At 61.9% G+C, this 12755-nt stretch carries 17 protein-coding genes; 4 read left to right on the top strand and 13 right to left on the bottom strand.

Going from position 1 to position 12755, the window contains the following annotated elements; genetic code table 11:
* Window positions 1–61 precede the first annotated feature (61 nt).
* The 4 genes from RFM68_RS10120 to RFM68_RS10105 all read left to right on the top strand — a co-directional run bounded on the left by RFM68_RS10120 (window position 62) and on the right by RFM68_RS10105 (window position 2603).
* The gene (locus RFM68_RS10120; RefSeq protein WP_320232593.1) at window positions 62–685 is read left to right on the top strand and encodes a thermonuclease family protein; all 624 of its coding nucleotides are present in this window, start codon (window positions 62–64) and stop codon (window positions 683–685) included.
* A gap of 61 nt (window positions 686–746) precedes the next feature.
* Window positions 747–1358 carry a glutathione S-transferase gene (locus tag RFM68_RS10115; RefSeq protein WP_320232592.1) on the top strand — a complete coding sequence of 204 codons (612 nt, stop codon included), beginning with the start codon at window positions 747–749 and terminating at the stop codon, window positions 1356–1358.
* 28 nt (window positions 1359–1386) lie between these two features.
* A complete protein-coding gene (locus tag RFM68_RS10110) occupies window positions 1387–2004 on the top strand; it encodes a uracil-DNA glycosylase family protein (RefSeq protein WP_320232591.1) in 618 nt (205 codons plus the stop codon).
* A 107-nt stretch (window positions 2005–2111) separates the two neighbouring features.
* Window positions 2112–2603 carry an Lrp/AsnC family transcriptional regulator gene (locus RFM68_RS10105; protein WP_027169345.1) on the top strand — a complete coding sequence of 164 codons (492 nt, stop codon included), beginning with the start codon at window positions 2112–2114 and terminating at the stop codon, window positions 2601–2603.
* 423 nt (window positions 2604–3026) lie between these two features.
* Here RFM68_RS10105 and RFM68_RS10100 read toward each other — a convergent pair whose 3' ends face one another.
* The 13 genes from RFM68_RS10100 to moaA form a co-directional block, all read right to left on the bottom strand.
* Entirely contained in the window at window positions 3027–3599 is a 573-nt protein-coding gene (locus RFM68_RS10100) for a DUF3299 domain-containing protein (RefSeq protein WP_320232590.1), read from the bottom strand.
* A gap of 64 nt (window positions 3600–3663) precedes the next feature.
* Window positions 3664–4242 carry a GNAT family N-acetyltransferase gene (locus RFM68_RS10095; protein WP_320232589.1) on the bottom strand — a complete coding sequence of 193 codons (579 nt, stop codon included), beginning with the start codon at window positions 4240–4242 and terminating at the stop codon, window positions 3664–3666.
* Window positions 4202–4906 carry a DNA alkylation repair protein gene (locus RFM68_RS10090; protein ID WP_320232588.1) on the bottom strand — a complete coding sequence of 235 codons (705 nt, stop codon included), beginning with the start codon at window positions 4904–4906 and terminating at the stop codon, window positions 4202–4204. Before RFM68_RS10090 ends, RFM68_RS10095 begins: the two co-directional genes overlap by 41 nt.
* Window positions 4907–4912: 6 nt before the next feature.
* Window positions 4913–5782: an NAD(P)-dependent oxidoreductase gene (locus tag RFM68_RS10085; RefSeq protein ID WP_320232587.1), complete on the bottom strand. Its 870-nt coding sequence runs from the start codon at window positions 5780–5782 to the stop codon at window positions 4913–4915.
* A gap of 113 nt (window positions 5783–5895) precedes the next feature.
* Entirely contained in the window at window positions 5896–6720 is an 825-nt protein-coding gene (locus RFM68_RS10080; RefSeq protein ID WP_320232586.1) for an ABC transporter permease, read from the bottom strand.
* Entirely contained in the window at window positions 6717–7433 is a 717-nt protein-coding gene (locus RFM68_RS10075) for an ABC transporter permease (protein WP_320232585.1), read from the bottom strand. The genes RFM68_RS10080 and RFM68_RS10075 overlap by 4 nt, the downstream gene beginning before the upstream one ends.
* 77 nt (window positions 7434–7510) lie before the next feature.
* A complete protein-coding gene (locus RFM68_RS10070; protein ID WP_320232584.1) occupies window positions 7511–8296 on the bottom strand; it encodes an ABC transporter substrate-binding protein in 786 nt (261 codons plus the stop codon).
* A 153-nt stretch (window positions 8297–8449) separates the two neighbouring features.
* Window positions 8450–8965: a molybdopterin-guanine dinucleotide biosynthesis protein B gene (gene mobB, locus RFM68_RS10065; RefSeq protein ID WP_320232583.1), complete on the bottom strand. Its 516-nt coding sequence runs from the start codon at window positions 8963–8965 to the stop codon at window positions 8450–8452.
* The gene (mobA, locus tag RFM68_RS10060; RefSeq protein ID WP_320232582.1) at window positions 8962–9594 is read right to left on the bottom strand and encodes a molybdenum cofactor guanylyltransferase MobA; all 633 of its coding nucleotides are present in this window, start codon (window positions 9592–9594) and stop codon (window positions 8962–8964) included. Before mobA ends, mobB begins: the two co-directional genes overlap by 4 nt.
* A gap of 5 nt (window positions 9595–9599) precedes the next feature.
* Entirely contained in the window at window positions 9600–10520 is a 921-nt protein-coding gene (locus RFM68_RS10055) for a DMT family transporter (RefSeq protein WP_320232581.1), read from the bottom strand.
* A 124-nt stretch (window positions 10521–10644) separates the two neighbouring features.
* A complete protein-coding gene (locus RFM68_RS10050) occupies window positions 10645–11001 on the bottom strand; it encodes a hypothetical protein (protein WP_320232580.1) in 357 nt (118 codons plus the stop codon).
* A gap of 112 nt (window positions 11002–11113) precedes the next feature.
* Window positions 11114–11608 carry a hypothetical protein gene (locus RFM68_RS10045; RefSeq protein ID WP_320232579.1) on the bottom strand — a complete coding sequence of 165 codons (495 nt, stop codon included), beginning with the start codon at window positions 11606–11608 and terminating at the stop codon, window positions 11114–11116.
* 54 nt (window positions 11609–11662) lie between these two features.
* Window positions 11663–12658 (bottom strand): GTP 3',8-cyclase MoaA, encoded by a 996-nt coding sequence (gene moaA, locus RFM68_RS10040; protein WP_320232578.1) that lies wholly within the window; start codon window positions 12656–12658, stop codon window positions 11663–11665.
* Window positions 12659–12755: the final 97 nt, after the last annotated feature.

The raw sequence follows: 12755 nt of genomic DNA, 5'->3' as shown, positions 1-12755 counted from the left end.
TGCGCGCAGCGATTTCCAGTTCGTTAAGCTACGTTCGAATGATTAAGAGACTGTTTGCCATATGAGCCGTTTCGGGCCGCGAGGACCGCGCCGGCGCTATGCGGCAAGTCCGCCGCGAAGCCTCTGGCGCAAGCTGCTGGACTACGGACTGGCCGTTGTTCTGCTCGGGCTGCTGATCCTGGTGGCGGCACGCCTCGATCGCTTCGAGACGCGCAAGGAGCAAGGCGCGGCGATCGTCAATGACGGCGATTCGATCACGCTCGGGGCCGAGCGCATCCGCATGCGCGGCATCGACGCTCCGGAGTATCAGCAGACTTGCCAAAATGCCGGCGCCGACTATCCCTGCGGCAAGCTGGCCCGGCAGTCGCTGGTGCGGCTGATCGCCGGCAGGCCTGTTTCCTGCAGCGGTTGGCAGCGCGACCGCTACGGCCGGCTGCTTGGCGATTGCAGGGCAGGCGACACCGATCTCAACCGTGCCCAGGTGCAGGCCGGATGGGCGGTTGCCTTCGGCGACTTCGAGACCGAGGAAGCGGTGGCGAAAGCGGCCAAGGTCGGCATCTGGACAGGCACCTTCGAGGAGCCGCAGGAGTGGCGCGACAGCCATCGCGATGCGCCGGTCGAGCGAAAGCACGGCACGCTGGCCTCGTTCGGCGATGCGGTGCGCGAATTTTTTCGCTTCTGGTGATGGGCGCCCGCGCCCTATGATCGGCCAGGACGCAGGAAGGATGGGAAACCGGGAGGATGGAATGAAGCTGTTCGACGGCGGCCGCGCGCCCAACCCCCGCCGCGTGCGCGTCTTCCTTGCGGAGAAGGGGCTGACGGTTCCGCTGGTTCCTGTCGACATGGGCGCGCTGGAGCATCGCGGCGAGCAGGTGGCACAGCGCAATCCGCTGCGGCGTCTGCCGGTGCTCGAGCTCGATGACGGCACCATCATCACCGAATCGATTGCCATCTGCCGCTATTTCGAGGAATTGCATCCCGAGCCCGCGCTGTTCGGCAAGGGCGCGCTCGGCAAAGCCATGGTCGAGATGTGGCAGAGACGCCTGGAGCTGAACCTGATGACCAGCGTCGCCGCCGCGTTCCGGCACATCCATCCGGCGATGAAGGAGTGGGAAGTGCCGCAAATTCCGGAATGGGGCGAGGCCAACAAGCCGAAGGCAATCGAATTCCTGCATCTGCTCGACAATGAATTGGCGGAGCGGGAGTTCGCCGCCGGCGATGCCTATTCGGTCGCCGACATCACCGGCATGATCGCCATCGATTTCATGAAGCCCGCCCGCATCAAGGTGCCGCAGGAGTGCACGAACGTACTGCGCTGGTATGCGGCGCTCACAAGCCGGCCGAGCGCGACAGCCTGAGCGACGGCGATTGGATATTCCGTCCGACATGAGCGTAGCGCTGGAGCGCCTTACCGCCAGGGTGCGAGCCTGCCGCATCTGCGTCGACCAGCCGCTCGGCCGGCCTTTGCCGCATGAGCCAAGGCCGGTGCTGCAGCCGTCCTCCACCGCGCGGATCCTGCTTGCCGGCCAGGCGCCGGGCACCAAGGTGCATCTGTCGGGCATGCCGTTCACCGATGCCTCGGGTGATCGACTCAGGAACTGGCTCGGCGTCAGCGCACGGGAATTCTACGATACCGAAAAATTCGCCATCGTGCCGATGGGCTTTTGTTTTCCCGGCCAGGACGCCAACGGTAGCGACCTGCCGCCGCGTCGCGAATGCGCGCCGGCCTGGCGCGCTCAATTGATGGCGCTGATGCCTCGGATCGATCTGGTGCTGACCATCGGCGGCTATGCGCAAGCCTGGCATATGGGCACGGCGCGCCTGCCGTCGCTGACGGAGACGGTCAGGAATTGGCGCGCCATATGGGATGGACCAGCCGCCCCGAAAGTGCTGCCGCTGCCGCATCCATCCTGGCGGAACACCGGCTGGCTAAAGAAGAATCCCTGGTTTGAAATGGATTTGCTGCCCTTTCTGAGATCGGAAATCCGCTATCGCATCGATTAGGCATCCTGCAAGAAATCACTCGCTTTTGCCGCCATTGGCAGAATTTCTTTCTTGTGAAAGGCTTCGATAAGAGGGATTATAGCCAAACTATTCCCCTGGAGCTTCCCATGGATCGCCTGGACAGAAAAATTCTCCGCCTCCTGCAGGAGGACGCGACGCTCGCGGTCGCCGATGTAGCCAAGAAAGTCGGCCTGTCGACCACGCCGTGCTGGCGGCGCATCCAGAAGCTCGAGGAGGAGGGCGTCATCAAGCGGCGCGTCGCCATCCTCGACCATGAGAAGGTCAATGTGCGCGTCACCGTGTTTGTGTCGATCCGCACCAATTCGCACAGCCATGAATGGCTGCGGCGTTTCTCCGAGGTCATCCAGGAATTCCCGGAAGTCGTCGAGTTCTACCGCATGAGCGGCGATGTCGACTATCTGCTGCGCGTGGTGGTTCCCGACATCGCCGCCTACGACGCCTTCTACAAGCGGCTGATCGCCAAGATAGAGATTCGCGACGTGTCGTCGTCCTTCGCCATGGAGCAGATCAAGTACACGACCGAGATTCCGCTCGATTACATGATGCTGGACAAGGAATCCGGCGCGAACGCGGCCTAGCGATGGCGTTTCAACCTGCAGGAGTGCCGACCATAGTCAGGCTAGGTTCTGGCGGCACTGGCATTTGTCTGTTCTCAAGGCTGAGGCTTCCTGTACAGTTCCAATATAACGCCGAAAACTATCGTCACTAGCAGATCGAATACCAGCGAATATATTAGAAGTTGTCGGTCATGCTGAGGGACAATGAAAGACGCTATTAAGAAACCGATAAACAAGTTTACCAGCCATAGCAAATGCTTGTTGGATATAGTTTTTATCTCTCTTCCCGAGAGCCTAGACACTAAGAGAAGATAGTGTTCCCGTATCATCATATTCACCAGAGCGGGCGTGTCTCAGACAACACCAAATTACGCTTCGCGCTTTGAATTGCAATGAGCTGGCCACAAAAGCGCAAACGCGCCCGGCTGGCGCGGCCAGCAGCGCTCAGTTCTTCTTTTTGTTGAGGAAACTCCACGGCGAGTTGACCGGCAGCGTGACTGTGTCCGGCACGGTGTCGACCTTCGCCACCTCGGCCTTGCGCACCGTGTAGCCCGACTGGACGATCGAGACGCCGTCGAGGATGAAGAGCTGGCTCTTCTCCATGCCGGGCTTCAGCACGCCGGTCACCGCCACCGGTTCATATGCTTCCGACATCCTGTAGGGATGCGCCGGCGTGACCAGCACGATCTGGTTCGGCGGCGGCGTCGGCATGTGACTGCAGGCGCCGGTCCATGGCACCAGCAGGAACTGGTAGACGAGATCGCCGTCACGATCGACCGGCAATGCATAGCCGGCCAATTGTATGGTCTTGTCCTGCAGATCGAGCGACAACGTCTCACCGTGGTCTGGCAGTTTTGCCGCGATCATCGGCAGGTTCGCGTCCTCGGCGACGGCTTGCATGGCGGGCCGCAGATCCTTCCAGAAGATATGCGCGACATCGGCCGCGGCATCGGCGCCGGTGGCCGCGAACAGGAGCACGGCCGCCAGCGTCGCGCATGATATGAAACGCTTGTTCATCGTCGTTCCATCCTCCGCCAGTCCATTTCCGGAATCGAGTAAAAGCGTCGTGACCGATCCGCGCTCAACGGCTCAACCGCATCACATACCGGCGCGCGCCGGCGGTACCGACCTCACGGAAGCCGCGGGCGGTGAACATGTCGCGAAAACCCATGAAGCGATAGCTCGGTGCGGCCTGGTCGACCGGATAGGCCTCAATGGTGGATGCGCCTCTGGCGAAGGCATGGTCGATCGCGGCATCAAGCAGGGCGGAAGCCAGCCCGCCGCCGCGCAAAGCCCTCGGCACATAAAAGCAGACGATCGACCATATGCCGGTCTCGGTGTCGTCCTGCTGTTTTGAAAGTTTTCGATACGTCTCGCGCGGCGCGACCGAGCACCAGCCGACAGGTCTGCCGTCCAACTCGGCGACGATGCCGACCGGAGTGCCGGCGTCGATGAGCGCCGTCATCATGCGCTTCTTCTGATCGTTCCGGACGTGCTCGCGGCTGGAATGGCGCCATGCCATGCACCAGCAATATTTCGGCGCGCCCGACTGCTCGAACAGCGCCTCGAAATCGGCGCGCGTCTTTTGCGTCACCTCGACGAAGCGGATGCCGGCAAGGTCAGGTCTTTGCGGCTGCGAGCCTTTCGAGCTGTTTGGCATCCGTCAGTTCCTTCACCGCATCCTTGCCGATCCAGCGCGCCGTCTTGTCGGACGATGCCGCCAGCTTCCCGGCCAGCGCAAGGGCAGGGGCGTGCAAGCTCATCGACCGCTTGCCGATCTGCCGCAGCGCCCAGTTGACCGCCTTGCGGACGAAATTGCGCGGATGGCCGGCATGTTTCTCGATCAGCGGCAGATAGGCAAGGAAGGTCGCGTCCGGCTCTTTCTTCAGATGAACCGCGCTCCAGGCCAGCATGGCAAAGGCGGTGCGGCGGACGAATTCGCGTTCGTCTTCGGCAAACTCGTCGATCAACGCACGCCAGAACGGTGTTTCGGCAAAAAGATCGGCAACGGTGTCGACGATCTCCCAGCTGTCGAAATCCGCGGCCCAGCGCCGGCATTGATCGATGTCGACCTTCTTCGGCTCGCCGGTGAAGGCCGCCATCAGTCGTGCTTCCCGGACACCTGTGTTCCACAGCAGCAGCGACCGGTCGTGGTTCTTCTTCAGCTTGCGCGCCAGCGGCCGCAATTCTGAATTGCCGACACCGAGCGCGGTCGCGGTGTTGATGCCGAAGCGCGCCATGCCCGCCCGGTTGTCCTCGGTGCCGATCGAACGCAGGTGAGCGACGATGTCGTCGGCGCTCCAGCTCGGATCGGGCAGGGGCATCGTCGCCTATTTTTCCAGGCGCGCAAGCAGCGAGGAGGTGTCCCAGCGCTTGCCGCCCATGTCCTGCAGATCCTTGTAGAACTGGTCGACCAGCGCGGTCACCGGCAGCTTGGCGCCGTTGCGGTTGGCTTCCGCCAGGCAGATGCCGAGATCCTTGCGCATCCAGTCGACGGCGAAGCCGAAATCATATTTGCCGGCATTCATCGTCCTGTGGCGGTTTTCCATCTGCCAGGAGCCGGCTGCACCCTTGGAGATCACCTCGATCACCTTCTCGATGTCGAGCCCGGCCTTCTTGCCGAAATGGATGCCCTCGGCCAGGCCCTGGACAAGGCCGGCGATGGCGATCTGGTTGATCATTTTCGTCAGCTGGCCAGCACCTGCCGACCCCATCAGGCCGACCATGCGGGCGTAGGCGTCGATGACCGGCCTGGCCTTGTCGAAGGCAGCCTGTTCGCCGCCGACCATGACGGTCAGCACGCCGTTCTCGGCGCCGGCCTGGCCGCCGGAGACCGGCGCGTCGAGAAAGGAGAAGCCGGCTTTGCGGGCGGCTTCGTCAAGCTCGCGCGCGACCTCGGCCGAGGCGGTGGTGTTGTCGATGAAGACGGCGCCCTTCTTCATCGCGGCGAAGGCGCCGTTCGCACCGGTCGTGACCGAGCGCAAATCATCGTCATTGCCGACGCAGGAGAAGACGAAGTCCTTGCCCCCGGCCGCTTCAGCCGGCGTGAGTGCCAGCCTGCCGCCATGCTGGGCCACCCACTGCTCGGCCTTTGCCTTGGTGCGGTTATAGACGGTGACGTCATGACCGCCCTTGTTCCTGAGGTGCCCGGCCATCGGATAGCCCATGACGCCAAGACCGAGAAATGCAACCGATGCCATAAGCCTGCCTTCCAACAAAACAGAGATTTCAGTGGCGGAAGGTCTAGGCCATGCGAAAAATTCGTCAAGGCACGCAGAGCCGCATCGACTGGTGCAGGCCTGTACAACTTGATCTAGCGATGCAGGTGGATGGTGATCCGGCGCTCGATCCACTCGACGCCGTGGCGCAGGATCTCGACCATCACCAGGTAGACGATCGCTACCCAGATATAGGCCTGGATGTCGAAGGATTTTGCATAGGCGAGCTTGGCGTTGCCCATGAGGTCGTAGACGGTGATGATGGCCACGATGGCGGATGCCTTGATCATCAGGATGAGCTCGTTGCCGTAGGGCCTGAGCGCGACGATGATCGCCTGGGGCAGGACCACTTTGCGCAGCGTCTGCAATTTGTGCAGGCCGAGTGAGGCAGCACCTTCCCATTGACCGCGCGGCACGCTTTCGATGGCACCGCGGAGGATTTCGGCCTGGTAGGCGGCGGTGTTGAGCGAAAAGGCAAAGACGCCGCAATAGAAGGCTTCGCGGAAGAACCACCACAGCCCGACGGTTTCGAGCTCCGGCCGGAACGAGCCGACGCCGTAATAGACCAGGTAGGTCTGCACGAGCAGCGGCGTGCCGCGGAAGAAATAGACGTAGCAGTAGGCAAGCCCGGACAGGACCCGGTTCTTCGACATGCGGCCATAGGCGACCGGCAGCGACAAGGTGGCGCCGAGAACCATTGAAATGCTCACCAGCGACAGGGTGGTTCCCAGGCCCTGCAGATAGGCTGGAGCGTATCTGGCGAAGAACTCGGCGTTCCAGGCGTAGATCAGGTAGGCAACGATGCCGACGCCGAACAGCACCCATGTGCCGACCAGCGCATAGCCGAGGATGCGGGCTCGCGACCAGCCGCGCGCTTGTGGAGGCGGCCTCTCGATCGCGATAGCTTGGCTGACGCTCATCGCGCTTCCCTCCGTCCGAGGTGGCGGAGGATGGAGCTGGTGGCGATCGATGACAGCACGGCCAGCAGCAGGAAGATCAGCGCCGCAACGCTGTAGAACAGGAAGGAATGCTTGGTGACGCGCGCGGCGACACCGGATTGGCGCAAGGTCTCGGCGAGATTGACCACCGAGACCAGCGAGGTGTCCTTGAGAAGGCTCAGCCAGCAATTCTCCAGGCCGGGAAAAGCGATGCGTATCAGCTGCGGCAGGATGATCAGCCGTATCGTCTGCCATTTCGACAAGCCAATGGCGTAGCCGCCCTCATACTGGCCTTTCGGAATGGCACGAAACGCCGAGAGGAAGACCTCGCTGGCGTAGGAGGAGAAGATCAGCGACAGCACGATCATGCCGGCGACGAAGCTGTTGACGTCGATCGTCGCGTCAGGATTGAACAGCCGCACGACATATTGCAAGAGAAGCGGCATGCCGAAGAAGAACAGGAACAGCGTCACCAGTTCCGGCAGGCCGCGAAAAACCGTGGTGTAGATGTTGCCGGCCAACCGCAGGGAAGGCTCTTCATGCTGCTTGGCGAAGGCGACGAAAAAGCCGATCACCAGGCCGATCGGCAGCGTGGCGAGCGCCAGCACAATGGTGACCAGCACGCCAGACGCAATGTCGTCACTCCAGCCGTCCGGTCCCCAACTGAGAAGTGTCCAAATGCTTTGGGCCGGCATTGACGGTTGGTGTCTCCGTGGTGCTCCCGGAAGGATTTAGGGGCGGCGAGGGTTGCCTCGCCGCCCTTGGCTATCGATCAGGATTCGGCGCCGTAGACGTCGAACTTGAAGTACTTGTCGTTGATTTCCTTGTACTTTCCGTTCTTGCGGATGGCGTCGATCGCGTCGTTCAGCTTGTTGACCAGATCGGTCTCCCCCTTGCGCACGGCAATGCCGGCGCCCGGTCCGAAGATTTCGACCGGCTGCGGCGAGGGCTGGCCGAGGATCTTGCAGCAGGCGCCGTCCGGCGAATCCAGCCATTGCTGCAGCACGACGATGTCATCCTCGATGGCGTCGAGACGGCCATTGGCGAGGTCTGCCTGTTCCTCGGGGCTGCTCGGATAGCCCTTGATGGTGCTGTCCGTGTAGGTCTTCGAAGCATAATTGTAGTGCGTGGTCGTGGTGGCGACGCCGATGTTCTTGCCGGCGAGGTCTTCCTTGGTCACGCCCTTGAGCGGCGAATCCTTCGGCACGGCAATCGCCGACGGGGTGTTGTAGTATTTGTGGCTGAAGTCGACCTTTTGCTGGCGCTCGGGCGTGATCGACATCGAGGCGACGATGGCGTCGAACTTGCCGGCCTGGAGCGCCGGGATGATGCCGTCCCAATCCTGCGCGACGAAGGTGCACTTCACCTTCATCTCGTCGCAGAGGGCCTTGGCGATATCGATGTCGAAGCCGACCAGCTGGCCGTCCGAGGTCAGGTTGTTGAAGGGCGGGTACGCGCCTTCGGTGCCGATCCTCAGGGTCTTTTCCTGAGCCTGGGCGACGCCAAGTGTCAGCAGCGCGGCCGAAGCGGCAAGCGCGATACGCAGTGCAATACGCATGATAATCCTCTCATATTGTCATGGCCGCTGTCCCGCGCGGCTCTTTGTGGGCGGTCGTTTCTTGACCGCCCGCTGGAACGGATACTCCCACTCTTTGCGAGAAAAAAGCAACTGCAAATCAACGGCAAACGACAATCACCGTCTGCCGCTGCGTTACTTGGTTTGAGCGACGAGACCTGTGCTGCGCTCGACAAAGTCGGCTATCGATTTCGTGTCGTTGAGGTCGAAAACCGGCAGCTTTTCGCCTTCGATCGTGAAGTCGGCGGCGACCGCGATAATGTTGGGATCGTTGTCCGAAAGCGGCGTCCGGTCCTTGGCCTCCAGCCGTCTTGCCTCGATCTTCTTATGCGCTTCGCGCTTGTAGCCTTCGACCAGCACGATATCGCAAGGTGCCAAGCGCGCCAGTATATCGTCCAGCGTCGGCTCGCTCTCGTTGCGCAATTCGTGCATCAGCGCCCAGCGCCGGTCGGAGACGATGGCCACCTCCGTCGCGCCGGCCTGCCGGTGGCGAAAACTGTCGGCCCCCGGCTTGTCGATGTCGAAGTCGTGATGGGCGTGCTTCACCGTCGAAACCGTCCAGCCGCGCGCCACCAGCTCAGTGACCAGCTTTTCCGTCAAGGTCGTCTTGCCGGAGTTCTTCCAGCCGGTGATGCCGAACACGCGTCTCATGGCCGTAGGCTTTGCAACAGACTTTTCGCCATCGCAAGGTCGTCCGGCGTGTTGATGTTGAAGAACGGGTCGATCTTTTGGCCGCCGACCTCGATCATGGGGAACTCCACCGCGACATAACCGTGGCGCTCCATGAAGGCAAAAACCCGTCGGTTGTCCTCGTCGACCAGGAAATGGCGCAAGGCGTCGCGCAGGCCGAGCGGCCAAAGCGCGAAGGTCGGGTGCCATCTGCCGTTTGTACTGGCGACGGCGATCGCGCCAGGACGGTCTTGAGTCGCGGTAGCCAGGCGCTCGACGAGGTTGTCGGGAAAGAACGGAGTGTCGCCGGCGGCGCTCATCAGCCACCGGCAACCCGTTTGCATGGCCGCCCATTCGAGACCGGCGAGAATGCCTGCCAGCGGCCCGGCGTAGCCAGGCACCGTATCTTCGATCACCGGCAGCTTCATGGCGGCAAATCTTGCTGGATCGCCGTTCGCGTTGAGCGCCAGGCTTGCGACCTGCGGCTTCAGCCGCGCGGCAACATGATCGAGCAGCCGGACTTTACCCAATGAAAGCAGAGGCTTGTCGCCGCCGCCCATACGCCGCGACAGGCCGCCCGCCAGAATGATCCCAGCAACATTTCGGTCCATCGCGCCTATATGCCGTCCGGCGCCATATCGGGTCCAGTGCTTTCCGCCGCAGGCTGTCTGCGGCCCACGGCGCGCTCGCGATAGAGCGCGTAGAGGCCGGAGCCGATGATGATAGCGGCGCCGACGATCATCGGCGGATCGGGGATGTCCCCGAAAATGACGAGGCCGAGCAGGATCGACCAGAGCAGCGCGGTGTAGCGGAACGGCGCGATGAAGGAGATGTCGCCCGAGCGCATCGCCATGATGATGAATTGATAACCGATCAGCACCAGCACCGCCGCCAGCGCCAGCAGCGCGGTCGCCGTGCCGTTCATCGGCGTCCAGCCGCCCATCGGTGACAAAAGCAGCGCGCCCAGGACCGTCATGGCAAGCGCGGTCGCGGTCGACACCAGCATGGTCGGGATAGCCTGCGGGATTCGCTTGGTGGCGAGGTCGCGCACCGCGCAGCAGGCGACACTGGTCAATGCCAGCAGCGAATAGACGCTAAATCCTTCGAATCCCGGCCGCACGATGATCAGCACGCCGGCGAAGCCGACGGCGATGGCGAGCCAGCGCCGCCAGCCGACGCCTTCGCCGAAGAACAGTGCGGCGCCCATCGTCACGGCCAGCGGCAACGCCTGCAGCACGGCCGAGACATTGGCGATCGGCAGATGGGCAAGCGCAATCAGGAACGACACAGTGGCGCCGGCTTCGCCGGCGACCCGCATAGCGACCATCGGCTGCAGCATCGTGCGGGGATCGGCAAGCGCGCCGCGCTGCCAGGCGAGCAGGCCGACGAAGAGCGAGGCGAAGGCGCCCCGCACCAGCATGACCTGCGCCATGTTCATCGATTCGGAAGAGAACTTGGTGATCGCGTCGTTCAAGGTGAAGCCGACCATGGCCACAACCATGAACAGTGCGCCGCGAAGATTGGGCGAGAGAGGCAAGGGCGTTTCCGGATTCTATTTTAGATCAAGCCTGTAGCAGCCAGCCGGAAAACAGCAACGGCAAAGAAATGGGCCACGAATATCTCCGTGGCCTGAAAGATCGATTTGCAACGGCTACGAAGGCTTACTTCGGCGTCAGCACTTCGGTGCCGTTGCCGTTTTGGCCGGCGATGGTCCACAATCCGTGCAGGGAACCGTCCTTGTCGATCTTGTAGACGACGAGACCGATCTCCTTGCCCATCGCATAGCCGGCGGAAAAAGCATTGTCGTTACGCATGCAGATGCCGTCCGAGGTCGAGCCGCCGGTTTCCCAGTGAATCTTGCAGGTCGTGTCGCTGGTCAGCGTGATGGTCGCTTCGCCGTCATATTTGGAGCCGTCGAAATTGGTGCCCGCGACGGTGTAGGTGCCGCCGATCGACTGGGCCGCCGCCGGTAAGCAAGCAACCGCAAGCATTGCAAGTGAAAGCATGAATTTGCGCATGAGAATCCCCCTGGATGCGAAAATCGCTTCTGGAGGCTAGGCTGGAACCGACCGGCGGTAAATCGGGCGGACGGTGGCGCAAGCGCTTTATTTTCCGTGTGGCCAGGCTGCCTCAAGGGGCGCGCAGGCTCTTGGTGATGGCGCCGACCAGCGGATCGTATTTCGCCTTGAGCGCGGCGGGGTATTCAATCCAGACGGTGCGGATGACGTCGTCCTTTCCGAACAGGCGACGTTCGTAGAAGATATTGCTGGCCTTCGTGCCGGAAAGCACCACCCAGTTTTTGCCGGTCTTGCTGTAGGTGACCTTGTAGCCCGGCTCCGCGCTCGCTTTCTCGCCATCGACGAAACCTTGCGGAGTGTCGTAGTCGATGTTGTTGATGCCGGAGCAGGTCAGGCTGGCGCCGTCGGCGCTAAGCCATTGCTGTCCGTCGCCATTTTCCGGCTCGGGCATGGGGTTGTTGAAGATTTCATCGGGGAATGTGCATGACTGGCCGAACCGCGCATTCACGTAAGTGAACGGCTTGGCGCTTGCCGCTGCCGTCATCATCGTCGAGATGGCAAGAATAGCCGCCAATGACGACCAGCCGATGCGCTGAAAACGTTGCATGGTACCCCCAAAGTCAGTGACCAAGGGTAATCCTGCACCAATTTCGGGAAAAAATCAGCCGCCGGTGACGCTCATATGCCGCGATACCGAAGGGCGGCTGGTGCGGCGGTCTATGATGAAATCATGGCCTTTCGGCTTGCGCCCGATCGCCTCGTCTATCGCCGCGCCGACCAGCTCGTTGCTTTCGGACGCGCGTAACGGTGCTCTCAGGTCGGCGGCGTCCTCCTGGCCGAGGCACATATAGAGCGTGCCGGTGCAGGTCAGCCGCACGCGGTTGCAGCTTTCGCAGAAATTATGCGTCATCGGCGTGATGAAGCCGAGCCTGCCGCCGGTCTCGGCGACATGGACATAGCGGGCAGGGCCGCCGGTCTTGTAGGGGATATCGGCGAGCGTGAACTGGCGCTCCAGCGAGGCGCGCAGCAGCGACAGCGGCAAATACTGGTCGGTGCGGTCGGCCTCGATCTCGCCCATAGGCATCGTCTCGATGAGGGTGAGGTCCATGCCGCGGCCATGCGCCCAGCGCATCAGCTCAGGGATTTCGGCATCGTTGAAGTCGCGTAGCGCAACCGCATTGAGCTTGATCTTCAGCCCGGCTTTCTGCGCGGCATCGATGCCTTCCATGACCTTGCCGAGATTGCCCCAGCGCGTGATCTGGTGGAATTTGCCGGCATCGAGCGTGTCGAGCGAGACATTGATACGCTTGACGCCGCAGTCGGCGAGCTCCGCGGCGAAACGCGACAGCTGCGAGCCGTTGGTGGTCAGCGTTAGCTCTTCCAGCGCGCCGCTCTGCAGATGCCGCGACAGTTGACGCACCAGATGCATGATGTTCTTGCGAACCAGCGGCTCGCCGCCGGTTAGCCTGAGCTTCTTCACGCCTTTTTCGATGAAAACGGTGCAGAGCCGGTCAAGCTCCTCGAGCGACAGCAGATCCTTCTTCGGCAGGAAGGTCATGTCCTCGGCCATGCAATAGGTACAGCGGAAATCGCAGCGGTCGGTGACCGACACGCGCAGATAGCTGATAGTGCGACCGAAGGGGTCGATCATGTCCATTTGCAAGCGTTTCCCATGGCCTGACCGGCGTCGTTATATACAGCTATGTGATACGATCCAATGCCGCATTCAAGATAGAAGGTCTTGATCTTTGGTA

It is taken from the genome of Mesorhizobium montanum (assembly GCF_033977145.1).
Classification (GTDB): Bacteria; Pseudomonadota; Alphaproteobacteria; order Rhizobiales; family Rhizobiaceae; genus Mesorhizobium; species Mesorhizobium montanum.
This window is presented reverse-complemented; position numbering and strand designations above follow the sequence as displayed.

Excerpts from the sequence above, each read along its gene's own strand:
- RFM68_RS10120 (WP_320232593.1), top strand. The coding sequence starts at position 62 with ATGAGCCGTTTCGGGCCGCGAGGACCGCGCCGGCGCTATGCGGCAAGT.
- RFM68_RS10115 (WP_320232592.1), top strand. The coding sequence starts at position 747 with ATGAAGCTGTTCGACGGCGGCCGCGCGCCCAACCCCCGCCGCGTGCGC.
- RFM68_RS10110 (WP_320232591.1), top strand. The coding sequence starts at position 1,387 with ATGAGCGTAGCGCTGGAGCGCCTTACCGCCAGGGTGCGAGCCTGCCGC.
- RFM68_RS10105 (WP_027169345.1), top strand. The coding sequence starts at position 2,112 with ATGGATCGCCTGGACAGAAAAATTCTCCGCCTCCTGCAGGAGGACGCG.
- RFM68_RS10100 (WP_320232590.1), bottom strand. The coding sequence starts at position 3,599 with ATGAACAAGCGTTTCATATCATGCGCGACGCTGGCGGCCGTGCTCCTG.
- RFM68_RS10095 (WP_320232589.1), bottom strand. The coding sequence starts at position 4,242 with ATGCCAAACAGCTCGAAAGGCTCGCAGCCGCAAAGACCTGACCTTGCC.
- RFM68_RS10090 (WP_320232588.1), bottom strand. The coding sequence starts at position 4,906 with ATGCCCCTGCCCGATCCGAGCTGGAGCGCCGACGACATCGTCGCTCAC.
- RFM68_RS10085 (WP_320232587.1), bottom strand. The coding sequence starts at position 5,782 with ATGGCATCGGTTGCATTTCTCGGTCTTGGCGTCATGGGCTATCCGATG.
- RFM68_RS10080 (WP_320232586.1), bottom strand. The coding sequence starts at position 6,720 with ATGAGCGTCAGCCAAGCTATCGCGATCGAGAGGCCGCCTCCACAAGCG.
- RFM68_RS10075 (WP_320232585.1), bottom strand. The coding sequence starts at position 7,433 with ATGCCGGCCCAAAGCATTTGGACACTTCTCAGTTGGGGACCGGACGGC.
- RFM68_RS10070 (WP_320232584.1), bottom strand. The coding sequence starts at position 8,296 with ATGCGTATTGCACTGCGTATCGCGCTTGCCGCTTCGGCCGCGCTGCTG.
- mobB (WP_320232583.1), bottom strand. The coding sequence starts at position 8,965 with ATGAGACGCGTGTTCGGCATCACCGGCTGGAAGAACTCCGGCAAGACG.
- mobA (WP_320232582.1), bottom strand. The coding sequence starts at position 9,594 with ATGGACCGAAATGTTGCTGGGATCATTCTGGCGGGCGGCCTGTCGCGG.
- RFM68_RS10050 (WP_320232580.1), bottom strand. The coding sequence starts at position 11,001 with ATGCGCAAATTCATGCTTTCACTTGCAATGCTTGCGGTTGCTTGCTTA.
- RFM68_RS10045 (WP_320232579.1), bottom strand. The coding sequence starts at position 11,608 with ATGCAACGTTTTCAGCGCATCGGCTGGTCGTCATTGGCGGCTATTCTT.
- moaA (WP_320232578.1), bottom strand. The coding sequence starts at position 12,658 with ATGGACATGATCGACCCCTTCGGTCGCACTATCAGCTATCTGCGCGTG.